Below are 23,879 nucleotides of genomic sequence, written 5' to 3'. Positions count from 1 at the left end.
TGTTGGATAGTCGTTGACCGCGTACCAAGCAGGTACTGTTGAGGGAAGAGCAGACTAACCGCTGACGTCATATTTTGGCAGTTAATGGCACAGGGCAGACCTACACGTCCGCTTTCAAAGGCCGCAGTCGGTTCTTACACGGTTCTCAGCAAGGAGTGCAGCTATGCCTCGTTCAAAGCCTGCGTGATGTCCGCGATCAGATCGGACGGGTGTTCGATGCCGATCGACAGCCGGATCGTGGAGTTGAGAACACCTATTTTTTGGCGGATGTCAGCCGGAACGCCGGAGTGGGTCATGCTTGCGGGCAGGCTGGCAAGCGACTCGGTGCCGCCCAGGCTCACCGCCAGCTTGAAGATTTGCAGCGCGTTCAAGAATTTGAATGCGGCAGCTTGGCCGCCGACAATGTCGAACGAGAACGTGGAGCCCGCGCCGGTGCACTGCCTCGCGAACAGACGGCCGGCGGGGGAGGCCTCTTCGTGGTGAGCAAGGTAATGGACCTTCGCGACCTTGGCGTGGTCGCGCAGGTAATCCGCCACGAGCCGCGCGTTTCTGTCAGCTTTTTCCATGCGGATGCTCAGTGTTTCGAGCGACCGGCTGATCATCCAGCAGGAATGGGGGTCCAGTTGGGTGCCGATGGCGCCTCGCAACGCTTTGACGTCTTTCATGAGGGCTCTTGAGCCGAGCGCAGCGCCCGCGATCAAGTCGGAATGACCGCCGATATATTTGGTTAGCGAGTACAACGAAAGATCCGCGCCGTGTTCGATCGGCCGCTGAAACACCGGCCCGAGCAGCGTATTGTCGCAGGCGACGATCGGCGTGTGCCCCTGAGCCTGGCCGATCACCTCGGCGACGCGGCGGACCATCGCGATATCGACTAGGCCGTTGGTGGGATTTGCCGGGGTTTCGATGAAAATCATCGCTACCCGGCCTTTGCGCAGGGCGTCCTCCGCCGCCAGTCTGACTGCGGCTTCGTCGATGCCGCCGGCAAAGCCCACCGCTCCGATGGAGAGGCCCGCAAGCGTCTTTGCTAACAGAGTTTCCGTCCCGCCATAGAGCGGTTGAGAGTGCAGAATGACGTCGCCAGGGCGGGCGAACGCGAGGATCGTGGTCGCAATCGCCGCCATGCCGGACGAGAACAGCGCGCATTTCTCGGTGCGCTCGTAGACAGAGAGCCTGTCCTCGACGATCTCGCTGTTGGGATGATTGAACCGCGAATAAACCAGGCCCGCACCCATCCCCTCGGGAGGCTCGCGCCGACCCGAGACGAAATCGAAGTAATCCTGTCCGTCTTCGGCGGTCCTGAAGACGAAGGTTGAGGTCAGAAAGACCGGTGGTTTGACGGCTCCTTCCGACAATTGCGGATCGTAACCGTAGTTCAGCATGAGCGTTTCGGGATGCAGCATGTGGTTGCCGATGTGGGTCTTCGACGGAAACGGTTTCACCATGGCGTGCCTCGCTGTCTGGATTCGGAACGTAGCCCTGCGTTGGGGGTCTTCCGCAACGACGATGCGATCAGGAGCGGTGGATGCGACGGCATCCAACGGCTCCAGTCAAGGTTGCCAGGATCAGCGTAGCAACATCCGGGACTGATTTCACCGCGCCCGAGGCAGATTTCGCAGCGCTCATCCAGGCTGCTGGCTTCTGTCCTGGAAGATCAAGTTGGGACAGCGCCTGGTTCGCTCTCGGTACGTTTGAAAAATGCCAACCGGTTTCGAAGATGTCTGGTTATCCGGTGCCGGGTAAAGCCAATCGATCATCATCATGGCTGGTGATGACCTCAGTTGGAAAGCCGCCTTTCTCAGAGGGGCGGCTTTTCTATTTCCCCTAGCCGCCTGAGTGGCAGTAGTCGTACGGGGCCAATCTTCATTGTTCCGACCGGTTTCAGGTCCATCCTTTCAGGATGGCCGAACAGACCCGGGACGCCCGCGAGTGCGAGAACTGCCACGCCCACATGCAGCCATTGGGCAAACTGCCCGCTATTGGGGCCAAGCCTCTGATCAAGGTGTTCCGGTGCTACAAGTGCAACCGCGTTGAATGGGACGTTCCGTAAGGCCGCTGGCAAAACCATACGGCCCCTCGAAGCGTAGATAACTTATGAAAGCCTTTTTGGCTGCCGTTATTGCCGTAGTCGCTTTGTGGGTTGTGGATGCCAACTTCAACGGGGGGCACTACACGCTCGCGGCTGTGCGAATGGCTCGTCCTATCCTTGCGCAGCTCGGCATTCACATTTAGGCCGCCGCAGTTGGCGCGGGGCAACAAGTAGCGCACAGTCATCCCAGCCCCGTTGTCGCGCTCAACAAGCAAGATATCGCCAACCTTCATTCCGCTTCCATGGCGTCACAGCAGAAAGGCATCCCATGCGAGCAAAGGGTGCATATTTCCAACCATGACCGCTGTGGCGCGTGGACGACGGACCAAACCCAACATCAGAAAAACCTCAGACGTAGAGGCCCCTGTGCGCGCTTGGCGAGACGAAGCGAGTTGTTCGCCCTTAATGCTGTCGTAGTTTCGCAACACCCCGCGCGTTCCTCGCTCGGAACTAAACTTGAGACTCCACAGCGTGAGATTTTCGGTTCAGTCTTGGAAGTACCGGGGCTGGCGGGTCGAGCTTTTTCATATGAAAGCATTTTGAGCCCGGTAGGCCGCAGCGCGCAAATGCCTGGCTTTTTTATTTCCGGCGTCGTCCGCCCGTCTTCGGCCGTCGGCGACGTCCTCGACCCGGATGGCGACGACATCACAGCCGCGAAGCTTGCTGTCGATTGCCAAATTGAACATGGCCAGATCGCGAGCGCGGCCCTCGATCTGGAGTTTCGTCCGGATCGACCAGACGTGCTTAGGACGCAACGGTGGCTTCGCCCCGGTCAGCTTCGCCTTGTTCCAGGGCACTCGCTTGGGCGCTGGGACAGTATTCACCTGATCCTGCATGGTCATACTCCTCGGCTCGGTTACAGAGTGAGAAGCATGGGCCACCAGGTTAGGTTATGAAATTAGGTCTGTTTTCGGGCGAAAGCGGACTCCGAGGTCGGCTTGGCGGCAAGTCCGGTGTAGCGATTGACCCAAACCGGTCATTCAAAAAACGATACCCTAGACAGGCTGTCTCGCCTGGAGGATCATGCCGCGCAAGGCGAAGCCGGGGCGCTGTCATGGACGTCGGAGGTTGGCTGCGGAGGCTTGGCCTCGAACAATATGAGGCGGCATTCCGCGAGAATGAGATCGACGACACGGTCCTGCCAAGTTTGACGGCGGAGGATCTAAAGGACCTTGGTGTCGGATTTGTCGGGCATCGCCGTAAGCTGCTCGACGCAATCGCCGCGTTGCGCGCTGACGCGAGCGCACCAGCGCCGCTGTCCGAAGCTCCTCTGGCCACCGAAAAGGCCGCCAAGGACACTGCGGAACGCCGCCAGGTCACCGTGATGTTCGCGGACCTTGTCGGTTCGACGGCGCTCTCCGCGCGTATGGATCCTGAGGATTTGCGTGAGATCGTTTTCGCCTATCAGCAGAGCGTCGCCGAAACGGTACGTCGCTTCGCCGGTTTCGTGGCGAAATATATGGGCGATGGCGTGCTCATTTATTTTGGCTATCCACAGGCGCACGAGGATGATGCAGAGCGCGCGGTAAGGACCGGATTGGACCTGATTCAAGGGGTGGCTTCCCTCAAGGCCCCGGTTCTCCTGCAAGTGCGCGTCGGCATAGCCACCGGACTTGTGGTGGTGGGCGATCTGGTCGGGTCTGGCGAGGCGCAGGAGCGCGGCATTATCGGCGAGACTCCAAACCTTGCTGCCCGGTTACAAAGTATCGCAGCGCCCAACACGGTGGTGTTAGCCGAACACACACGCAGGCTTGTCGGAAATTTGTTCGAGCTGCAGGACCTTGGGGCCAAAGAGCTCAAGGGCATCACCGGGGCGGTGCACGCGTGGGCGGCGCTGCGACCAAGCTCGGTGGAAAGCCGCTTCGAGGCGTTGCATGAGGGGACTCTCACCGCCCTCGTCGGGCGGGAAGAAGAACTTGAATTGCTGCTTCGCCGGTGGTCGAGAGCAAAAAGCGGCGAAGGTCAGGTGGTGCTGCTTTCCGGTGAGGCGGGCATCGGCAAATCACGGCTCACGGCCGCGTTATTGGAAGAACTTGCACGCGAACCGCACACCCGTTTGCGCTATTTCTGCTCGCCGCAGCATACCGACAGCGCGCTCTTTCCCGTCATCAGCCACATGATGCGCGCCGCCGGCTTTGTGCACGATGACAGTCCGCAGGCAAGAATCGACAAGCTCGATGCGCTGCTGGCGCAAAGCTCGACGTCGTCTCAGGACGCGGCGCTGATTGCCGAAATGCTGTCGCTGCCCAACGATGGACGCTACCCTCAGCTTGAACTTGAGCCGCAGCTCCGCCGGCAGAAAACGCTGGAAGCGCTTGGTTCGCAGGTCGAGGCGCTGGCGCAGATCAATCCCGTGCTCATGATTTTTGAGGATGCGCATTGGACGGATCCGACGAGCCTGGAGCTGTTCAGCCGAGCGGTCGATCTGGCTGTGAGCCATCGGCTGCTGATACTTGTTACATTCAGACCCGAATTCAGCCCGCTCTGGATCGGGCGGCCGCACGTGACTGCCTTGACCCTCAATAGGCTGGCACGGCGCGAAATCGACTCTCTCATCGAGGGAGTCGTTGGGAACAAATTGCTGCCGGAGGGCATCCGGCAGGACATCATCGAGCGCACCGACGGCATTCCGCTGTTCGTTGAGGAGATGACCAAAGCGGTGCTGGACGCGGAAGGAGAGAGCGAAACGCAGCGAGTTGTGGCCGGGGCGCCAACACCTGCCCTCGCGGTTCCGGCAAGCTTGCAGGCTTCGCTGATGGCCCGGCTCGACCGGCTCGGCCCGGCGAAGGAAGTGGCGCAGATGGGCGCAGCGATCGGCCGGGAATTTAGCCACACGTTTCTGGCTGCGGTCGCGCGAAAGCCGGAGGCAGAATTGGACTCCGCGCTCGACCGGCTGATTGCTGCCGGTTTGCTGTTTCGACGGGGCACCCCGCCGCATGCGAGCTATCTGTTCAAACATGCGCTGGTACAGGACGCAGCCTACGGTACGCTGCTGCGGGAGCCGCGGCGCGCGCTGCATGCGCGCATCGCCGAAATCCTCGAAAGTCAGTTCGCGGAGACTGTCGAAAGCCAACCCGAGCTGCTGGCGCGTCACTACACAAAGGCCGACCTGATCGAGAAGTCGGCGCGCCTGTGGGGCAAAGCGGGGCAGCGGTCGCAGGAGCGCTCGGCGCTGGTCGAAGCCGCGGAACAACTTGGCCATGCTCTAGCGCAGATCGCGATCTTGCCCGGCACGCCCGACCTGCGTCGCGAGCAGATCACGCTGCAGGTCGCGCTCATGAACACGCTCATGCATGTCAAAGGGTATGCTGCGCCCGAAACCAGGGCCGCGGTGGAGCAGGTCAGGGCGTTGATCGAGCAGGCCGAAGGGTTCGGGGAGTCTCTCGACGACCCTTCGCTGCTGCTCTCCGCCCTCTTTGGCCAGTGGGTCGCCAATTTCATAGGTTTTAACGGCGACGTGGCACGAAGGCTTGCAGAGCAGTTTCTAGCTTTTGGGGAGAAGCAGGGCACTGCCGTGCCGCTCATGGTCGGGCACCGCATCAAGGCGAGTACGCTCATGTTTTTGGGGGACGTCGTTGGGGCCAGAGCTCACTATGATGAATCGCTCGCCCTTTACCGTCCCACAGAACACCGTCGGTTGAGTGGGCGATTTGCCGCGGACAGTCGGGTGACATGCTTGTCCTTTCGATCGATGGTCTTCTGGCTACTTGGCTATCCTGACGCTGCGCTCAACGACGCAAACTGCGCGCTGGTGGAGGCGCGACAGATGGGACAGGCTGCCACTTTGATGCTTGCCCTGAATTTTGCGATTATTGCGAATACCTACTGCGGGAACTACGACACTGCAAACGAACTTATTGAAGAATTTGTTGTCCTGGCGGAGGAGAAAGGCGCTCCGTTCCGAAGGGCGGAAGCGATATTTCGGCGCGCTTGTGTTCTGATCCTCAACAAGCAAACCGCTAACGCCGTGGGGATGATGACGTCCGGGATTGAGCTGTGGCGGTCCACCGGATCGACTTTGTTTACGCCGGAACACAAGTTCATGTGGGCGATCGCCTATGCAGATTCCGACCAATTCGATGACGCTTGGCGCTGTATTGGCGAGGCGACGACGGCGATGGAAGCAAGCGAGGAAAGGTGGTGCGAAGCCGAGGTTCATCGCATTGCCGCCGAAATCGCGCTCAGGTCGCCCCAGCGAGACGAGGCCAAGGCCCAAGCCTATTTTGAGCGTTCGCTGGCTGTCGCGCGAGCGCGGCAGATGAAGTCCTGGGAATTGCGCGCGGCGATGAGCATGGCGCGGCTGTTGAGTGATCGGGGAAAACGGCAAGGGGCACGTGATGTTCTCACGCCGGTCTACAATTGGTTCACCGAAGGCTTTGGAACGCGCGACCTGCGAGAGGCTAAGGTCTTGCTCGACGAGCTTTCTTGATAAAGCCCGTCGAGCGACTTCCGAAATTGGCACTTTTCGGACATGGCGCGATGGCAAACGAGAGTCCGCTTTCGGAACCAAAGCGGAAAGCATCTGCTCTGAGCGAGTATTTCGCCTTTTGACCCCAACTCGGACATCGCGGCGAACACTTAGTTTCTGGTATAGGTAGGTTCCCTCGCAACACGAGGCAGCGAGTTGGTTACTACTCAACACCATGTTGAGCGCAAACTTGCCGCGATTCTGGCAGCAGACGTCGTCGGTTATAGCCGACTAATGGGTTCCGATGAGCTTGGCACGCTTCAAGCTCTCAAGGCGCACCGGCGGGAACTCGTCGATCCGACAATCTCCGCTCACGGTGGGGTCATCGTCAAGACAACGGGCGACGGGCTATTGGTTAGCTTTGCGAGCGCGGTCGATGGCGTCGCTTGCGCCGTTGCAATTCAACGGGGAATGATCCAGCGCAACGTTGAGTTGGCTGAGGACCGACGGTTCTTGCTCCGGATCGGCATTAATGTCGGCGACATCATCCTTGACCAAAATGATATGTTTGGTGACGGCGTCAACATTGCCGCCCGATTGGAGACTTTGAGCGAGCCAGGCGGTCTTTGCATATCGCACACCGTTCGAGATCAGATTGGCGAAAAGCTGCCGCTTGCGTTCGTGGATTTAGGCGAGCAGATGGTCAAGAACATCGCAAAGCCCTTGCACATATTTACCCTGTCCTTGCTTCGGCGGTGTTTCTTCAGACCTGCCCTTTAAGGCAATTCAGATTCTGCAACATCACGGAATTATCGCCGACAAATATGTTTTGTCACCGCATTCGGTAAACCTATTTGTTCCTGTCGAGACTCGCGAAGCCGCGGTCAAGGCTTTGCATTCCCTGATCTAGCGTCGCCGCGATGGCCATCGATTACATTGTTTCTGTAATTTTGGTGAGATATGGCGGATTGTCTGGATCGAAACCGCGATCTCGTGCGGCCTGCTCTACGGTGGCATAGGCTGGCAGCAACATCGTAATTGCATCGCAAATCGGATCATCGTTTCCTATCCAGGGGAGTGTGCCGCCTGAATCCCCTACGGAAAAGACATTAAGGTTTCTGGCGCGAAGATCGGCGATTAAGGTATCCACCATCGCAGACGATCCGTCGTTCTGCCTTAGGACGAGAAATGGCGTCTCAACGGTAGCACAGGAGAGGGGACCGTGCCTCACCTCTGCTGCGCTATAGCTTAACGTCGGTAACCGCATGGTTTCGGCGACCTTAAGCCCGATCTCGCGCGCCGATCCTAATCCGAACCCGCGCCCAATTACAAACCCAGCACGTGCTGCCGCTAGGCTGCTGCTCCACACCGACCAATCGCAGGTAAGTGCGTCACTAAATCTTTGTGGGAGCTGTCTGATCTTGTCCATCAAATCATTATTGGAGGTAAGCGATGCAACGAGTTGCGCACCTATCATCATTGAAAGGACAACCGATTTTGTGGCTGCGACTGAACGCTCCAGGCCGGCGCCAATCGGCAGCGCCAATTCGCAGGCCAAGGCAACGGGGGAGGTCAAATCGTTCACAATTGCAATTGTCAGCGCTCCATTTGTTCTTGCCGATTGGGCCCCCATCACGAGATCCGGGCTTCGACCGGATTGTGATATGACGATGAAAACGGCGTTCCGCATGTCAATCGATTGTTCGTAGGTTGTCATAACCGACGGAGCTGAGGTGGAAACGAGTAAACCTGCCCGCGCTTCAAACAGGTAGCGAAGGAGTGTTCCAGCATTCCCGGAGCTCCCGCGGCCTGAAATCACAACGACGCGCGGATCGGCCTGTCTGATGCGATTTGCGACTGTTATGATTGAGGCCTGTTCTGCCAGAAGTCGCTCAGCCGTCGTCGGGATCTCACAGATCTCTCGAGCCATGGCCGTTTGGGAGCGGTCATCGTCGATCACGGGCTAGCTCGTCGATGGCGGCTCTCAGATTACCCTCGTGTTTGAGCAATGCTTCACGGGCGTCGGCCTGCTCCCATCCAAGACCGAGTAGTACTGCGACTTTAACGTCGCCCTCCGCGCGTTCAACGAACTTGGCAGCATCATTCTCGGCGCATCCCACAATCTGGTGAACAATGACCTCTGCGCGCCGAAGAAGCTTTGCATTGCTGGCGCGCATACTGACCATCAAACCCCGGTAAACCCGGCCGAGCTTGACCATTACGGCGGTAGAGAACAGATTGAGGACAATCTTTTGTGCCGTTCCCGCTTGCATCCGCGTTGAGCCAGCAAGCACCTCAGTGCCGGTCTCTATCAAGATACGATGGTGGGCTGGTTCGAAAAGGCGCGCTCCTCGGTTGTTCGCCACAGCAATACAGAGGGCTCCTCTCGCTCTTGCGGAACGTAGCGCGCCGATAGTGAACGGTGTGGTGCCGCTCGCAGCGACAGCTATGACAACGTCATTTTCATTAAGCTCAGCATTGGCGATTGCTTCAGCCCCTTTTGTTTCGTCGTCTTCGGCGCCCTCAACGCTCTCCAGTACCGCTTGCAGCCCTCCAGCCATTACGAAAACGATACGGTCGCTTGGCCAATCGTACGTTGGACCAAGCTCTGCGCCGTCCTGAATAGCAATACGGCCAGAAGTGCCAGCCCCTACATAAACCAGGCGACCACCACATTTCAGGGCCGGTACCGCGTCATCCACGGCGGCATTTATTGCCGGCAAAGCCGGTCTTACGGCTGCGCAAGCGGTGAGTTGCCCGTCATACATAGCTTCGATCATATCGCTCGTGGACCACGAATCGAGGTCGACGAAGCGCGGATTTATGTGCTCTGTCAGCATATCTGCGCACCTTTCCTCTGCCCGCTGGAATCGATTGAGACGGATCCTTTGCGCCGGGCCAAAAGCAGGGCCCCAGCTGCTGCATCAGCCTCGGGCGGGGACAGAAAGTGCGCGACCTCAGGTGAAAGCCACTGAACCATGCGCGATGCCAGACCCCCAAGCAGAGAGATGTGGGGCGCACCGAATTCCACCAAGGAACGAATGAGCACGCCAGCCTGCCGGGCGCCTTCGGCTACGATCTCCTCCGCAAACGGGTCACGTGCCTCTGCGTAGGTCAACGCAACCGGAGCCAAGCTCGCATAGTCTTTGGCTGTCGCCTGTTCGGCCCATGCGACCAACGCAACCGGATCAGACCCAAGCTTTTCGATCACTTCTAGCAAAAAGGGGCTCGGACTTATCTTGCCGTCATGTGCGCGAAGCGCGAGCCGCACGGCCTGAAGTCCGACATCGGCACCACTTCCCTCATCAGAGATTGGGAATCCGTATCCTCCGATACGGAGCTCGCGGCCTTTTACGCTAGCGAAACCAATACTGCCGGTACCCAGAACGACAATACCACCATCGCGACCACGATGTGCCCCTAAGCAAGCAACGTTCGCGTCACTTGCAAAGACCACGTCTTGGAACGGATGGATGACGCTCATAAGCGCTTCACGGGCTCCCTTACGGTCAATTCCGGCCAATCCCACTCCTGCTATCAAATGACCAAGGGCACTCGGCATAAGACTGGCATCCATTACTGCCGCCTCACTCGCCGTGCGCACCGCCTGCATAGAACTATCGACGCCAATCCGCGTTGTAGCGGGACCAGCGGTGCCTTGACCTAATACGTTACCCTCCGCGTCTTCGATGCGGGCACGGCAACTGGTTCCACCTCCATCGATACCGATATAGAGCTGAGTAGAGTTGGGTGAAACGGGGTTGCTCATCCAATTGCTCGTGAATTGTGTGGCGCTGACGCGCAAAAGCTCCGGCTGCCCTCTCCGGAACGTTTGCTGGCTCGTTGAGTTCCGCTACCATGGCTCCTGCGCACTGAGGCGGACAACACATCCCGACCAAGGATCGCCAGTGAGGAAGTGAGGCGATGGGTTCAGAGCAAGCCGAACCACCCCCGTTTGCAATTTCGGCGGACCGCATTTTCGATGGATACCGATGGCACAATCATGCGCTCATTTTGATCGCAGGTGGGATCGTTCAGTCTATCACGTCCCGTGACGAGAGTGCGAGTCGCTGGTCAACCGAAGTTATGCCGCCCGGAACGATACTCGCGCCTGGGTTCATCGACCTGCAAGTCAATGGCGGCGGTGGCATTCTTCTCAATGATCAGCCAACGCCGGACGCGATGCGTGCCATCGCCCAAGCGCATCGCCGGTACGGCACCACAAGCTGCTTGCCTACGTTGATAAGCGATGCCCGCGCGAAGGCCATCGTTGCAATTGCTGCAGCAAAATCCGTCGCAGGTGGTGACGGAATCCTGGGTCTTCATCTCGAAGGTCCTTTTATCAGTCCTCGACGTCCCGGGATTCATCGCGGCGATTACATCGCGACTGCGACAATGGAAGACCTTGATTGGCTAGGGGAGCTATCGGCAGTCGGCTCGTCCATGGTGACCCTGGCGCCAGAATGCGTACCTGCGAGATTTGTGAAGACCCTTGCTACGAGCGGGATTCGATGTTCAGTCGGTCATAGCGAGGCAACTGCCGACACCCTGACAGCTGCCGTTGACGAGGGGCTTAGTGGTGTTACACACCTCTTCAATGCAATGCCCGCCATGAGCGCCCGAGAACCCGGCATCGTTGGCGTGGCCCTTACAGACGACCGTCTCACAGCGGGCATTATTGTCGACGGCATCCATGTCGATCCTGTTGTCGTACGCGCCGCCTTCTCTGCAAAAAATCGCAATAATATTGCGCTTGTAAGTGACGCAATGCCCACTGTCGGCACTGAGCAAGATCATTTCGAACTCATGGGAAGGCAGATTCAACTGCGGGGCGGCCGATTAGTCTGCGAAAACGGCACGCTCGCCGGCGCCCACCTAAACCTGGCATCGGCTGTCAAAAATGCCGCAACATTCGGGGGAATGTTCCTCGACGAGGCGCTTCGCGCTGCATCGCTTGTGCCGGCACGGTTTTTGGGAATCGAAAGACATCGCGGTACGCTAGTTGCTGGGGCTCAAGGAGACATCGTCGCATTAACACCAAACCTCGAGGTCCTTACGACTTGGGTGGCCGGCAATCGCCCACAATCCGTCCCTAACCCCGAACGGGGGTAATCAGATCGGCAGCTGTCGCAACTTCGAACTGCAAAAGTCTCCAGGTCGAATTTGGCGCCAAATTGGCGGAAATTCTTTAGATATTTCAAAGGTCTTTTTTCAGGTGGGAATGTTGTGGTTCGATCCCTGCGTGGTCAGCCAGCCAGTCCCGCGTTCGGCCCGGCCTCCCACGAGCGGCGAGAACGGCCCGGAAATCCCGGCTTTTCGCGGATCCGTTTTTGTCTCTGGAGTCCTAGTTCGCCGATCTCAAGGCGGAAATCGGGGAAAGTCTCCGGCTCTGTCCGCGAATATTCCCGTTTTGCGGAGACTATCGGCAGAGACCGGTTAGATCAAAACTACCGCCTGGGGGTGACAGTGAGTTTGCGCCCTGTTTAGAAGGAATCCCTTGCTGAAAATCGGTTCGCGTGGGTCACGTCGCAAATCCGAGACCTTTCACCGAATTAGCGCCGGTGTGCATTCGGCCCAGGCCGTATAACACTGTACGAACTGCGTCACTGCTACGCGGCAGACGAGCTAACAAATGCAGATAAGCTTGGCCGAGGAGAACTTGCACGGCGCGGAGGTTTCGTCCGCCTCATCGAATGCGTGCCATAAGCAGCTCGCTCCAAGCCGATGCTTTCGACCCAACGGTCACCAGCCGGGTTGCTTAATTGATATGTGAGAACGACCATTTTTTTCGCGGACCGCGCGACCGGCCGTTTCTGGCGGATTGTGTTGAAAAACTCGAAAGTCGCGGTGCTCCGAAAATCTCGCAAATGTTACGCATTGGCGATTTCAGCCGCTGCAAGGCTCCGTAGGTTCGATACGAAGGTCAGCGATCATTTTGCGGCAATTGATGTGCTCCCTCACCTCGTAGCGAGAGAGACGCACCAGCGGTCCTGAGAATTTTCAATCATCGGCGAAAAAGGACTTTTTCAACAATATCGGCGCGAAGCGGACGGTGGCTAAAAATGCCGACGACAGTTAAGTGCCAGGAGTAGACTCATGCACCAGCAAGGGTGAGCGCAGCGCCTGCATCTTCGTGACTTTGGATCGGACCGGCTGCGGCGCCCTGTCCAGAAGGCGCCGCGGCCGGTGGGACGATCAGGTGGCCGGCTGCGCGACGCCTTTGATGACCTCGAGATCGGCCGTCAGCGTCTTGCCCTTAGTTTCCGGCCCGAGCAGCACGGAGATCACGACTAGGACCAGGAAGAATATCGTGCTGATCATCATCGGCATGGCGAAGCCGAAGTTCATCTGCACGGCCAGATAGGTCAGCACCGGCGCTACCAAGCCGCCCCAAATCGCCCCCTGATGAAAGATGAATCCGGACGCCGTCGCCCGCACCTCGGTCGGGAAGCGCTCGCACAGGTAGCTCGGCATTTGCCCGTAGATCGAGCCGCCGAACATGCCTTGCACGATGAACGCGCTGACGATGTAGATCGGATCCGTGGTCCACAGATAGAACGGCGTCAAGAAGATCGCAATCGTCGCCGGAACGATCATGCCCGGCCTGCGACCCCATATGTCCGAAACGAAACCCCACAGGCTATTGCCGGCAAAGACGACAATGTTGGCCCAGAACACCGGCGTGGCCACCATCAGCGGCGTCCAATTCAGTTCCTTCTGCAGGTATGCCGAGAACAAGGCCCAGATCGAATAGTAGACGCAGAAAGTGCTGGCGATCCAAAAGCAGGCCGTCAGCGTATTGAGCAACAAGCCGCGCTTGAAGATGGAAAGCAAAGGCGCCTTCACCTCGGCCTTGATTTCCCGCTGTTGGCGCCTGTTCGCGACCCAAACCTCCGGCTCGTTCACGTAGAACCGGATCCAGACCACGACGAGGGCCGGCAGTATCCCGATCCACAGCAGGCCTCGCCACCCGATCAGGTCGAACAGGAAGCCGTAGGCGAGCGCCGATAACGCGAAGCCAAGCCCCCACGAGCCCTGCAGCACGCCGCTCATGAAGCCGCGGGAGCGCGCCGGCCAGGATTCCATGGCAAGGGCCGCACCGGCCGGCCATTCAGCGCCCATCCCAATGCCAAGCAGCGCGCGAAAAAAGAACAAAAACGCAAAGGTTGGAGAAAAACCGGCGATGAAGTTGCAGAGCGAGTACCAAAGAATGGAAATCATCAGCGGGGTCTTTCGACCCATCCGGTCGGCCATCCAACCGGCGGCCGTCGCGCCCACTAGGCGCAGCCACAACGTGATGGTGAACACGACAGTGACCGCTGTTAAGGGAACGTCGAATTCCTTGGCGATCGGCACCATGATCAGCAGAAAGATCGTGAAATCGAACGCGTCGAGCGTCCAACCCAGCCAAGCCGCGATCCACGCCTTCCATTGCTCCTTGCTTGGCTCCTTCCACCAGGGGATTTCCGAAGAGGAATTAAGCGTGATTGACATGGCATGCTCCGTTTGTTGGCTTCCCGGTTGCTCAAACAGAGATTGCTGGCCGCTTGGAAAGCGGCACGCAAAGGTGGGAAGATGAACGTGAGTGGAGAGCCAAAAGAGACGGCAGTCTCCCGAGAGATGATGCCTGCCGACGGCAGCAACCCTGCCTAGCGCAATGAACGGGGATTTCGGCACGTCCCCGCCTAACAGAGGGTGGCCCTTAGACGAGTCGGCAGCTTATCTCTCACCAACGGGCGTGGCAAAGAGTAAGGATTGCTGTCACCTTTCCAACGCCGCAGCTCCATTGCCTCGTTTCACGATGTTTCTAGCAGGACAGCGGCTAGACCATGCGCCGCAACAAGCCGACGAGATGTGCCACGATCTTGGCGTTTGCCGCGTCTTCAAAGGGATAGCCGTGAACGACCCAGGAGCCCGCTGGCGGACTTGGGTCACATCCTGAGCTGCTCGAGATAGCAGTTCGCTAAGGCGGTTCGGACCGTCTACGGCAGCAATCTAGAGGCCGTTACCGGTTACGACGGTGCCCCCCTTGCACCACGTAAGAACGGGGCGTCGAGTTCGTCAGTCGAAGAATAGGTGATGCCCCAACCCATGTACTTGTCGACGCGCTTCTCCAGCTCCGGAAGTATTTCGGCCATTCGGAATTTCGTGTTGAAACATCGCGTCGGGTCAGCTGAAGGCAAGCCGCCGGTTGATGTTGTAGCGTCCCCGGCGGGTGTCCTCGGTTGATTGGCTTTCCGGCCCCGGGCAGGTACGCCCTCATAATCCTGTGTGCGCTCTGCGCGCCGGCGTCAGGGCGCGCGCACCTTGATGCCACCCAGGGCGTTGGCGGCTCTGGCGAAATCCTGGTCAAAGCTGATGAAGGCCTCGCAGCCTTCCGCCTTCGCCAGATGCAGACCATCCGCAAAGTCCACGCCCTGCCGCATCCAGCCCAACGCCTTCGCCGCGGCGGTAGAATCTTCCAGGCTCGCGTGCGGCAGCCCCGCGAAATTGGAGAGAGCCTTGGCGCACTGGGCAGCGGAAAACCTATAGACACTACGCAGCAGCCACTCGGTCTCTAGCAGGACTGTAGTGCAGACGAAGACGTCATTGTTGTCGATCAGCCTGCGTGCCCGGGCAGCCTGTCCGGGATCGTCGCCCACCAGATAGCAGACGAGAAGATTAGTATCGATTGCGAGCATGCCGCCGTTTCGTCTCGGCGGCGATCCCCGCTTCCATATCCGCGATCGACTTTGCCGGCCCCTTATAGGGTAGGGAGCCAAACACGTCTTTCGGCCGGGTGGGCGCAAAGGCGGGCTTCGCCTTCAGCAACACACCCTCGGGAGTATCCTCCACCACCAGTTCCGTTCCGGCGGGCCAGTGCCGCTGTTCCCGGATCGCCTTGGGCAATATCACCTGGCCCTTGGTCGAGACGGTGGTGGTCAGTTTTCCCTTGGCGGACATGGCAGCTTCATCCGGTAAGACAAAAGTAAGATAGTCAGGCTCAGGCCGGATAGTGAGGCCTATCTATGTCGGAACCTCGAGGTGCAATGCAGGCAATGTTCGATCCACTCGCTGATCGACCTCTCGGCGGTCAATGACGTGCGGCGGCGACCGAACACCCCGATCTGGAAGCTTCACGTCCCATGGCGTCATTCCACACGATAATCCGGATAGCCGTTTTATCACAGCGACAGTTTACGGACGTCGATCGTGCGCGATGTTGCCAGGACCGTAATTTCGAAATGATCTGTCTGTACGATGTCCGTAATGTTGCGCGGGCGGTGCGCGACAACGTTGACGCCGGTCCGGCGTCGCAGGCTGTCGTAGAGTAGGCCCGCGCCACCTGACGCGCGAACTTCCTCGCCAAACTTTTGCGAGGCGTCATAGCGGTTGCTCGCATAAACGTCCGTGCGCGTGGCCTGCTGGCCTCTGATGTCGAGATAGTCGCCTAACAGAGTTGCGGCATACGCCCTGTAGGTCCGGGTCATCGTGGTTACATTGCGCGCGACCGTCTCGCGCCGCAGGTGATGGCCGACCTCGGCAGCTGCAGTCCGGATATCGTCGGCTGCGTACCAGGCACCGAGCTCGGGACCGTTGAAACGCATCCCACCGGGAGCAACGTGCAGGAAAGCTGCCATGACGATGCTGGCATTGGGGACGCCATACACCCATTCTGTCTGCGGCAGCCGAGCGATACGATCGGTGACAAGCCGATCATTAGTCCAGCCGACCAGCTCCATTACGGCCGCAAGATCGGCTGCGGTCGCGACCGTATCGAACAGCCCGAGGGGAGGGAATTGCGACGGGATCAGACGATGGGCAGGTCGTGGCGAGGATGCGAGAGCATCCTTCACCGGAAGACAATTTCCGTATCGTCGTAAGGCTTGAACGCCTCGTCAATGGTGTTCGGCTGCATGTAGAGGCCGCCTCGCGCGCCGTCGAGGAAGCGGCGCACCGAGAGCAACCCATCCTGAGAGCCGCTAGTCACGAGGTCGAGCGGCGGTCGGCCGCCGAACACGACAGCGCTGTGCGGGGTTCGCAGCCACTCGACGCCAAGCTGCTCCGTCGGAAACAGAATCCCGAGACCCTGATGGATCCCGAGTACCGCCGAGATGCGCGTGAGGACATCAACGTCGAGCGTGAAAGCACCGTGCTCTCGAGCTTGCTTGCACCAGTTGTGGTACGTGGATCGAGAGGGATAACCGAGGATCAGGAGACGCTGCTCTTCCGTCAGCCCCCATAGATCCGCAATGGCGAGGAAAGTCCGCAAGGCAGGAGCGCTGAGCCGCCTTCGATTGGCCGGCGCAAAGCGTGATTTGTCGAGGCGCTGAGGCCCTTTTGCCGCTTCAGGAGGGCGCTTTTTCTGGGCGTTCCGCATGGTGTCCTACCTATCCCAGATATGGATATAGTCCAAATATGGACAAATTGCAATCCCCAATCAGCACCCGTCTTCGCCCTGGATTCCGGGGAGTAATCGAGCGCATCGATGCAACACATCTGCAACACGACGATCTTAAGTTATTGACATTGCTGAGCTAGAAGCGGTTTCCCAAACCGGAGGTCGCGTGTTTCGAGTCATGCCGAGATCGCCAATCAGTTATCCGACAAGACTGAGCGCTCGATTGTCCTGGTGGGTGGCGAGCGGCGGTTTATGGCGGCGCAAAGCAGCCGTTGCGCTCGACTTGAACCAATAATTCGAGCGGATTTGGGCAGATAGGCGGATAATCGGAGGAAATATCGCAGATTCGCGCCGTGTGGGACAAAGCGGTAGCGGTCTCTCGCTACCAAACTTCTACGATTTTGCTCGCCTTCCTCCGATCTTCCGCGATCCCTTGCGCTCAATGGTAGCGCTCGTCAGCGCGAACGGATGAATTCGCCGCATAGACTCAGGCGAAAGAAGGCGGGCGGTAGGCCGGTTTGTTGATGGCGTCCGACGAGGCGCTGTAGAGACCTTGCCCTCGCTTGAAGATGAAGTTCATTTTGGCGTAGCAATGGTGGGGCGGGGGGAAAGCGTCGCCACGCGCAGCAGATTGGTCGTTCCGGATACGCCGAACGGTATGCCGGCGATGATCACGATGTTATCGCCAGGCTTTCCAAAATCTCCCGCAAGCGCCAAATCGCAGGCAAGTTGAGTCATTGACGCTTCATCAGCGATTTCGGCTTCGACCACCACGGAATGTACACCCCATACCGGTGTCAACTGCCGCGCGGTTGCGATCGACGGCGTCAGACTGAGAATCGGCGCGAACGGCCGCTCGCGCGCCGCGCGCATGCTGGTGAAGCCGGATTTTGTGTAGGCAATGGTCGCTGTCGCCGAGACCAGTTCGGCGACGAGACGCAAGGCCGAACATATCGCATCAGCATGGTTTGCCCGAAACTCCACCGGTTTAGGGCTCGTCAGAGTTTGAGTGTGAGAATCATTTTCAACGCCGCGAATGATCGAATCCATCATGACAACTGATTCGACGGGGAAGCGCCCACTGGCGGATTCCGCTGACAGCATGACAGCATCGCTGCCTTCATAGACCGCCGCTGCAACGTCCGAGGCTTCTGCCCGGGTCGGAACCGGGGACGCAGTCATGGATTCAAGCATTTGTGTTGCCACCACGACGGGTTTCCCCTCTCGACGGCATGTGCGCACGATCCGGCGTTGGATCATTGGTACCTGCGCCGGCGGTAATTCAACACCGAGGTCGCCACGCGCAACCATGATGCCGTCCGCCAGTGCTACGATGGCATCAAGATTGTCGATGGCCGCCGGCTTCTCGAGCTTGGCCATGATCAACGCGCGCGATCCGATCAGGGTTCGTGCTTCGGCGATGTCTTCGGCCTTTTGCACGAACGAAAGTGCGACCCAGTCGGGTCCGTGTTCAAGTCCGAAGGTCAGGTCGCGACGGTCCTTTTCGCTGAAGGGCGACAGCGGCAGAATGACACCGGGAACATTGACGCCTTTGCGCTCCGACAATCTGCCACCGATCGTCACGCGCGTTTCGGCGTAGCGCGGACCACATTCCAGGACTTCGAGGCGCAGCTTGCCGTCATCGAGCAATAGATCGGTGCCGGGAGCCAGGGCTGCGAAAATCTCAGGGTGAGGCAGCGACACGCGCGTGCGATCGCCCGGCGTGTTTTCGAGATCGAGCCTGAGCCTGTCTCCGGAGTGAAGCTCGACAGGGCCGTCGGAGAAAGTACCGATGCGAAGCTTGGGGCCCTGTAGATCGATCATGATTCCGATGGGACGGCCGACGTCGCGTTCGACAGCCCTGATCGCCTCGAAGCGCTTCTTGTGGTCGTCGTGGGTTCCGTGGCTGAAATTCAACCGGAACATATCGACGCCGGCGTCGAACAGGGATCTGATCGTCGCCGGCGATGAACTGGAGGGTCCAAGCGTCGCAATGATTTTCGCGTTTCGTAAGCGGCGCAAAATCAATTCCTTTTGGTGATTAATATGGCTCTGAAGTCGTTGACGTTGGTGAGCGTAGGACCTGTCATGACAAGATCGTCCAGTGCCGCGAACACGGTGTAGGCATCGTTGTCTGCAAGCCGCGCCTTGACGTCGATATCGGCGAGCGTGGCGCGTTGCAGCGTGTCGGGCGTGAGAATCGCGCCTGCATTGTCTTGGCTGCCGTCAATGCCATCCGTGTCTGCGGCGAGCGCCCAAATGCCGTTCCTGCCATCGGCCGCGATCCCAAGACCCAGAAGAAATTCCGTATTGCGACCGCCACGACCCGTGCCACACACCGTTACGGTGGTCTCACCACCGGAGATGAGAACGCATGGAATTTCGAGCGGCTGGCCCCAATCGCCGCATTGCCGCGCAATGCCGGCATGAACCAGGCCGACGTCGCGAGCCTCACCCTCGATGGCGTTGCCCAGGATCACGGAAGCCAATCCGGCGTCCCGCGCGACCTTGAGTGCAGCCTCCAGGGATTTCTGGGGGCTCGCTACCAGACGAGTTGTGACATTTGCAAACCGCGGATCGTCCGCCGTCGGCGTTTCCGAAGCAGCGTCATTCAGGTGCGTCGCAACGCTGGCCGGAATCTCGATGCTGTATTTTGTCAGCACCGCAAGCGCCTCGGCGCGCGTGGATTTGTCCGGCACGGTGGGACCGGAAGCAATGACGGAGAGATCGTCGCCCGGCACATCTGATATCGCGAGCGTGACTACGCGCGCTGGTGCCGCTGCAATAGCGAGACGACCGCCTTTGATGGCGGATAGATGTTTACGCACCGTATTCATTTCGGTGATATCCGCGCCGCATTTCAGCAAGGCACGGTTGACGGCTTGCTTGTCGGCAAGCGTGACGCCATCTGCCGGCAAGGCGAGCAGGGCGGACCCACCACCCGAAATCAGGACCAGGACGAGATCGTCCGCCGTCAACCGTGAAACCTTGTCGAGAATTCGGCGAGCGGCCCTGGATCCCGCCTCATCGGGAACGGGGTGAGACGCCTCGATCACCTCGATATGTTTGCACGGTACGCCGTGGCCATAGCGCGTCACCACCAGCCCCTCGAGCGGTCCATGCCAGTGCGCCTCGACGGCCGCCGCCATCGCCGCTGCCGCCTTGCCGGCGCCGACAACGATGGTACGGCCCTGCGGCCGCGGCGGCAGTTGCGCCGGCACGCACCGGGCGGGCGCAGCGGCGTTCACTGCCGCCTGAAACATGTCGAGCAACAGACGGCGATAGTCGACGGTCATGATTGGCGTCCCGGCCGGCCTCAGGTCTTTGTGATTTCGTGGTTCGCCATCAGCTCCAGCGCCTTCACCATCGCAGAATGGTCCCAGGCCTTGCCGCCTTGCGCCGCGCAGGAATTGAAGAGCTGCTGCGCTGTCGCGGTATTCGGCAACGAAATCCCCAACGTCCGAGCGCCGTCCAGCGCGAGGTTGAGGTCCTTCTGGTGCAGCTCGATACGAAAGCCGGGTTCGAAATTCCGCTTCACCATGCGCTCGCCGTGCACCTCTAGAATTCGCGAGGAAGCGAAGCCTCCCATAAGGGCCTGCCGGACAAGGGCCGGATCGGCGCCAGCTTTTGATGCAAACAGCAGCGCTTCTCCCACCGCCTCGATCGTTAGCGCCACGATGATCTGGTTAGCGACTTTGGTGGTCTGGCCGTCGCCGTTGCCACCAACGAGGGTGACATTCTTGCCCATCTTCTCGAACAGCGGCTTCATGGTATTGAACGCCCGCTCCGGGCCACCCACCATGATCGTCAGCGATGCGGCCTTGGCGCCGACCTCGCCGCCCGACACCGGGGCATCGAGATAATCGGCGCCGAGTGCGTTGATCTTTCGCGCAAATTCCTTGGTGGCGAGCGGCGAGATCGAGCTCATGTCGACGACGATCTTGCCCTTTGAAACTCCTTCCGCGACGCCGCCTGCGCCGAACAGCACTGCTTCGACGTGCGGCGTATCCGGCACCATGACGATGACCACGTCGGATTCCTCGGCGACCTGCTTGCCGGATTTGCAGACGGCGCCGCCCGCGGCAACGAGCTCCGGCGCAACGGGCCCGACGTCGTGAAGAAATAGCCGATGCCCGGCAGCCTGGAGATGTCCTGCCATCGGACGTCCCATGATACCGAGGCCTATGAAGCCGACATCAATCATCTTGTTCTTCCCTTTGGGTGTTCGACTAGGTGTCCATTGTCAGCATCGCGTGCCATCCGAGGCCTTCGGTCGTGGAAGTCCTCGGCTTGTATTCGCAGCCGATCCAGCCGCGATATCCGATCTGGTCGAGATAACGGAACAGGAAAGGGTAGTTGATCTCGCCGGTGCCGGGCTCGTGGCGGCCGGGATTGTCGGCCAGCTGAACATGCCCGATACGCGGCAGATGTTTTTGCAGCGTTCGGGCGATATCGCCCTCCATCACCTGCATGTGGTAAATGTCGTATTGGACGAGCAGATTTTCCGATCGGACATCGGAGATGATCTGAACGGCCTGCTGGGTCCCGTTCAGGAAGAAGCCGGGGATATCGAGCGTGTTGATCGGCTCGATCAGCAGGCGAATACCTTCCGGCGCGAGCGCGCTGGCCGCGAACCGCAAATTTTTCACAAGGACTTCGTTCAACTCACGCATATCGGCATCGGCGGGCGCGACGCCGACCAGGCAATTGACCTGACGGCAATCGAGCGCTTTTGCATAATCGATGGCGCGCAGGACGCCATCGCGAAATTCATCGACCCGGTCCGGGAAAATGGCGATCCCGCGCTCGCCGGCGCCCCAATTGCCCGCCGGCAGATTGTGCAGGACCTGCGTCAGTCCATGCTGTTCCAGTTGTTCGCGCAACACGCTCTTTTCGAAATCATAGGGGAACAGATACTCCACGCCGCCAAAGCCGGCGGCCTTGGCCGCGGCAAACCGGTCGAGGAACGGCATTTCGTTGAAGAGCATGGTCAGATTGGCGGCAAATTTCGGCACGATCGGATGTCCTCGCGTGTTCGGCTAAGTGTTTTTCGATCCGGACGGATCTGCCTTTAGACGGGCAGCAGCTTCCCGCGCGCCGCTGCAGGCGGACTTGAGGGTGTATCGTCAATCGGCAGGTCGATAATTTCCTCGAACTCGACGATGTTGTCGATTTCGGTCCCCATCGCGATATTGGTGACCCGTTCGAGGATGAACTCGACCACGACGGGCACGCTGTATTGCGCCATCAACTCGCGTGCCGTCGCGAACGCGGCCTGCGCGTCCTTTGGATCGGTCACGCGGATCGCCTTGCAGCCGAGGCCCTGGGCGACCGCAACATGATCGACGCCATAGACGCCGAGTTCCGGCGCGTTGATATTCTCGAACGACAATTGCACGTGATAGTCCATGTCGAACCCGCGCTGCGCCTGGCGGATCAATCCGAGGTAGGAATTGTTCACCACGATGTGGATGTAGGGCAGCTTGAACTGCGCGCCGACCGCGAGCTCTTCGATCAGGAACTGGAAATCGTAGTCACCGGAGAGGGCCACGATCTCGCGATGCGGGTCGGCGGCGCGCACGCCGAGCGCCGCGGGCAACGTCCAGCCCAAGGGGCCGGCCTGGCCGGCATTGATCCAATTACGCGGACGGTAGACGCCGAGGAACTGGGCGCCCGCGATCTGCGACAGCCCGATCACGCTGACGTAGCAGGTATCGCGCCCGAACGCCTTGCTCATCTCCTCATAGACCCGCTGCGGCTTGATCGGCACGTTGTCGAAATGGCTCTTGCGGAGCATCGTGCGCTTGCGATCCTGGCACGCCGCCGGCCACGCCTGACGCTCCTTCAGCTTGCCGGATTTGCGCCGTTCCTTCGCAACCGCGACGAATAATTCGAGCGCGGCCTTGGCGTCGGATGCGATGCCGAGATCGGGATTGAAGACCCGTCCGATCTGGGTCGGCTCGATATCGACATGCACGAAAGTCCGCCCCTTGGTGTAGGTCTCGATCGACCCGGTGTGCCTGTTGGCCCAGCGGTTGCCGATACCGAGTACGAAGTCGGATTCCAGCATCGTCGCATTGCCGTAGCGATGGCTGGTCTGCAGCCCGACCATCCCTGCCATCAGCACGTGATCATCGGGGATAGCGCCCCAGCCCATCAGCGTCGGCACCACCGGAACGTTGACGAGTTCCGCGAACGCCACGAGGAGGTCGGATGCATCGGCATTGATGACGCCGCCGCCCGCCACAATCAGCGGACGCTCGGCGGCGTCGAGCATATCGAGGGCCTTCTCGATCTGTTTGCGGGTTGCCGACGGTTTGTAGACCGGCAGCGGCTCGTAGGTTTCGTCGTCGAATTCGATTTCAGCAAGTTGCACATCGAGCGGCAGATCGATCAGCACCGGACCGGGACGTCCCGAACGCATGATGTGGAATGCCTGGCTGAACACGCGGGGCACCAGCGCCGGCTCGCGCACGGTGACCGCCCACTTGGTCACGGGTTTGGCGATCGATTCGATATCGACGGCCTGGAAATCTTCCTTGTAGAGACGCGCGCGGGGCGCTTGTCCGGTGATGCAAAGGATCGGAATCGAATCGGCGATCGCAGAATAGAGACCGGTGATCATGTCGGTGCCGGCAGGGCCCGATGTCCCGATGCAGACGCCGATGTTTCTCGCCTTGGCGCGCGTATAGCCCTCGGCCATGTGCGACGCGCCCTCGACGTGCCGCGCCAGAATGTGGTTGATCGAACCGCGCTTTTTCAGCGCTGAATAGAGCGGGTTGATGGCCGCGCCCGGAACGCCGAACGCGCACACGACGCCTTCCTTTTCCAGAATACGTACGGCAGCATCGATTGCGCGCATCTTCGCCATTTCACACCCCGTTGATCTATTTTGGTTCGAGCCCGATCATCAGGGGAGGGCGGCGTCATCTCAATGAGATTGAATTTGTTTCCCATCATGCGGAATGGATCGCGAAGTCCGCGCGATATCAGGCGATTAG

The 23,879-nt window shown here is 59.4% G+C and carries 19 protein-coding genes; 4 read left to right on the top strand and 15 right to left on the bottom strand.

The window, feature by feature from the left end; all coding sequences use genetic code 11:
* Positions 1 to 161: 161 nt before the first annotated feature.
* Entirely contained in the window at positions 162 to 1,445 is a 1,284-nt protein-coding gene (locus tag BLS26_RS07975) for a cystathionine gamma-synthase family protein (RefSeq protein ID WP_092509944.1), read from the bottom strand.
* 80 nt (positions 1,446 to 1,525) lie between these two features.
* On the opposite strand from BLS26_RS07975, the gene BLS26_RS35600 reads away from it, so the two are divergent.
* Positions 1,526 to 1,828: a hypothetical protein gene (locus BLS26_RS35600; protein ID WP_157676375.1), complete on the top strand. Its 303-nt coding sequence runs from the start codon at positions 1,526 to 1,528 to the stop codon at positions 1,826 to 1,828.
* Between the two features lie 785 nt (positions 1,829 to 2,613).
* Here the strand turns inward: BLS26_RS35600 and BLS26_RS07970 are convergent.
* A complete protein-coding gene (locus tag BLS26_RS07970) occupies positions 2,614 to 2,925 on the bottom strand; it encodes an integrase (protein ID WP_371360792.1) in 312 nt (103 codons plus the stop codon).
* A 218-nt stretch (positions 2,926 to 3,143) separates the two neighbouring features.
* On the opposite strand from BLS26_RS07970, the gene BLS26_RS07965 reads away from it, so the two are divergent.
* Positions 3,144 to 6,518, top strand: a complete 3,375-nt coding sequence (locus BLS26_RS07965) for an AAA family ATPase (RefSeq protein WP_172804566.1) — start codon at positions 3,144 to 3,146, stop codon at positions 6,516 to 6,518.
* A gap of 195 nt (positions 6,519 to 6,713) precedes the next feature.
* The gene (locus tag BLS26_RS07960; protein ID WP_244541878.1) at positions 6,714 to 7,277 is read left to right on the top strand and encodes an adenylate/guanylate cyclase domain-containing protein; all 564 of its coding nucleotides are present in this window, start codon (positions 6,714 to 6,716) and stop codon (positions 7,275 to 7,277) included.
* A 151-nt stretch (positions 7,278 to 7,428) separates the two neighbouring features.
* Here the strand turns inward: BLS26_RS07960 and BLS26_RS07955 are convergent, their stop codons facing one another.
* The 3 genes from BLS26_RS07955 to BLS26_RS07945 are packed head-to-tail and all read right to left on the bottom strand — an operon-like array spanning position 7,429 to position 10,266.
* Positions 7,429 to 8,457 (bottom strand): SIS domain-containing protein, encoded by a 1,029-nt coding sequence (locus BLS26_RS07955; protein WP_244541877.1) that lies wholly within the window; start codon positions 8,455 to 8,457, stop codon positions 7,429 to 7,431.
* Positions 8,444 to 9,337 carry an N-acetylmuramic acid 6-phosphate etherase gene (locus BLS26_RS07950; RefSeq protein WP_092509938.1) on the bottom strand — a complete coding sequence of 298 codons (894 nt, stop codon included), beginning with the start codon at positions 9,335 to 9,337 and terminating at the stop codon, positions 8,444 to 8,446. The genes BLS26_RS07955 and BLS26_RS07950 overlap by 14 nt, the downstream gene beginning before the upstream one ends.
* Entirely contained in the window at positions 9,331 to 10,266 is a 936-nt protein-coding gene (locus BLS26_RS07945; protein WP_092509936.1) for a BadF/BadG/BcrA/BcrD ATPase family protein, read from the bottom strand. The genes BLS26_RS07950 and BLS26_RS07945 overlap by 7 nt, the downstream gene beginning before the upstream one ends.
* Before the next feature lie 155 nt (positions 10,267 to 10,421).
* Between BLS26_RS07945 and nagA the strand changes: the two genes are divergently transcribed.
* Positions 10,422 to 11,609 carry an N-acetylglucosamine-6-phosphate deacetylase gene (nagA, locus tag BLS26_RS07940; RefSeq protein ID WP_092509934.1) on the top strand — a complete coding sequence of 396 codons (1,188 nt, stop codon included), beginning with the start codon at positions 10,422 to 10,424 and terminating at the stop codon, positions 11,607 to 11,609.
* Positions 11,610 to 12,692: 1,083 nt separating this feature from the next.
* Here nagA and BLS26_RS07935 read toward each other — a convergent pair.
* From BLS26_RS07935 to gcl, 10 genes are all read right to left on the bottom strand, one after another.
* Complete coding sequence (locus BLS26_RS07935; RefSeq protein ID WP_157676374.1) at positions 12,693 to 14,174, bottom strand: MFS transporter; 1,482 nt, start codon at positions 14,172 to 14,174, stop codon at positions 12,693 to 12,695.
* A 614-nt stretch (positions 14,175 to 14,788) separates the two neighbouring features.
* Positions 14,789 to 15,178, bottom strand: coding sequence for a type II toxin-antitoxin system VapC family toxin (locus BLS26_RS07930; RefSeq protein ID WP_092509930.1), 390 nt, complete (start codon positions 15,176 to 15,178; stop codon positions 14,789 to 14,791).
* Positions 15,159 to 15,440 carry an AbrB/MazE/SpoVT family DNA-binding domain-containing protein gene (locus tag BLS26_RS07925; RefSeq protein ID WP_092509928.1) on the bottom strand — a complete coding sequence of 94 codons (282 nt, stop codon included), beginning with the start codon at positions 15,438 to 15,440 and terminating at the stop codon, positions 15,159 to 15,161. The genes BLS26_RS07930 and BLS26_RS07925 overlap by 20 nt, the downstream gene beginning before the upstream one ends.
* Before the next feature lie 221 nt (positions 15,441 to 15,661).
* Positions 15,662 to 16,333 (bottom strand): RES family NAD+ phosphorylase, encoded by a 672-nt coding sequence (locus tag BLS26_RS07920; protein WP_092509926.1) that lies wholly within the window; start codon positions 16,331 to 16,333, stop codon positions 15,662 to 15,664.
* A complete protein-coding gene (locus tag BLS26_RS07915; protein WP_092509924.1) occupies positions 16,330 to 16,857 on the bottom strand; it encodes an MbcA/ParS/Xre antitoxin family protein in 528 nt (175 codons plus the stop codon). The genes BLS26_RS07920 and BLS26_RS07915 overlap by 4 nt, the downstream gene beginning before the upstream one ends.
* 597 nt (positions 16,858 to 17,454) lie before the next feature.
* The gene (pyk, locus tag BLS26_RS07910; protein ID WP_092509922.1) at positions 17,455 to 18,900 is read right to left on the bottom strand and encodes a pyruvate kinase; all 1,446 of its coding nucleotides are present in this window, start codon (positions 18,898 to 18,900) and stop codon (positions 17,455 to 17,457) included.
* A 2-nt stretch (positions 18,901 to 18,902) separates the two neighbouring features.
* Positions 18,903 to 20,174, bottom strand: a complete 1,272-nt coding sequence (locus tag BLS26_RS07905; RefSeq protein ID WP_092509920.1) for a glycerate kinase — start codon at positions 20,172 to 20,174, stop codon at positions 18,903 to 18,905.
* Positions 20,175 to 20,194: 20 nt separating this feature from the next.
* On the bottom strand, positions 20,195 to 21,082 hold the full coding sequence (gene glxR / locus BLS26_RS07900; protein ID WP_092509918.1) for a 2-hydroxy-3-oxopropionate reductase: 888 nt from the start codon (positions 21,080 to 21,082) through the stop codon (positions 20,195 to 20,197).
* 25 nt (positions 21,083 to 21,107) lie between these two features.
* Positions 21,108 to 21,893 carry a hydroxypyruvate isomerase gene (hyi, locus tag BLS26_RS07895; protein WP_092509916.1) on the bottom strand — a complete coding sequence of 262 codons (786 nt, stop codon included), beginning with the start codon at positions 21,891 to 21,893 and terminating at the stop codon, positions 21,108 to 21,110.
* A gap of 56 nt (positions 21,894 to 21,949) precedes the next feature.
* Positions 21,950 to 23,749, bottom strand: a complete 1,800-nt coding sequence (gene gcl / locus BLS26_RS07890) for a glyoxylate carboligase (RefSeq protein ID WP_092509914.1) — start codon at positions 23,747 to 23,749, stop codon at positions 21,950 to 21,952.
* Positions 23,750 to 23,879 lie beyond the last annotated feature (130 nt).

The sequence above is a fragment of the Afipia sp. GAS231 genome, assembly GCF_900103365.1.
Lineage (GTDB): Bacteria > Pseudomonadota > Alphaproteobacteria > Rhizobiales > Xanthobacteraceae > Bradyrhizobium.
The sequence above is the reverse complement of the archived record's forward strand: the minus strand, read 5'-3'. Positions and strand labels throughout refer to the sequence as shown.

Coding starts and splice junctions, on each gene's coding strand:
- BLS26_RS07975 (WP_092509944.1), bottom strand. CDS start 1,445: ATGGTGAAACCGTTTCCGTCGAAGACCCACATCGGCAACCACATGCTG.
- BLS26_RS35600 (WP_157676375.1), top strand. CDS start 1,526: ATGCGACGGCATCCAACGGCTCCAGTCAAGGTTGCCAGGATCAGCGTA.
- BLS26_RS07970 (WP_371360792.1), bottom strand. CDS start 2,925: ATGCAGGATCAGGTGAATACTGTCCCAGCGCCCAAGCGAGTGCCCTGG.
- BLS26_RS07965 (WP_172804566.1), top strand. CDS start 3,144: ATGGACGTCGGAGGTTGGCTGCGGAGGCTTGGCCTCGAACAATATGAG.
- BLS26_RS07950 (WP_092509938.1), bottom strand. CDS start 9,337: ATGCTGACAGAGCACATAAATCCGCGCTTCGTCGACCTCGATTCGTGG.
- BLS26_RS07945 (WP_092509936.1), bottom strand. CDS start 10,266: ATGAGCAACCCCGTTTCACCCAACTCTACTCAGCTCTATATCGGTATC.
- nagA (WP_092509934.1), top strand. CDS start 10,422: ATGGGTTCAGAGCAAGCCGAACCACCCCCGTTTGCAATTTCGGCGGAC.
- BLS26_RS07930 (WP_092509930.1), bottom strand. CDS start 15,178: ATGCTCGCAATCGATACTAATCTTCTCGTCTGCTATCTGGTGGGCGAC.
- BLS26_RS07925 (WP_092509928.1), bottom strand. CDS start 15,440: ATGTCCGCCAAGGGAAAACTGACCACCACCGTCTCGACCAAGGGCCAG.
- BLS26_RS07915 (WP_092509924.1), bottom strand. CDS start 16,857: ATGCGGAACGCCCAGAAAAAGCGCCCTCCTGAAGCGGCAAAAGGGCCT.
- BLS26_RS07905 (WP_092509920.1), bottom strand. CDS start 20,174: ATGACCGTCGACTATCGCCGTCTGTTGCTCGACATGTTTCAGGCGGCA.
- glxR (WP_092509918.1), bottom strand. CDS start 21,082: ATGATTGATGTCGGCTTCATAGGCCTCGGTATCATGGGACGTCCGATG.
- gcl (WP_092509914.1), bottom strand. CDS start 23,749: ATGGCGAAGATGCGCGCAATCGATGCTGCCGTACGTATTCTGGAAAAG.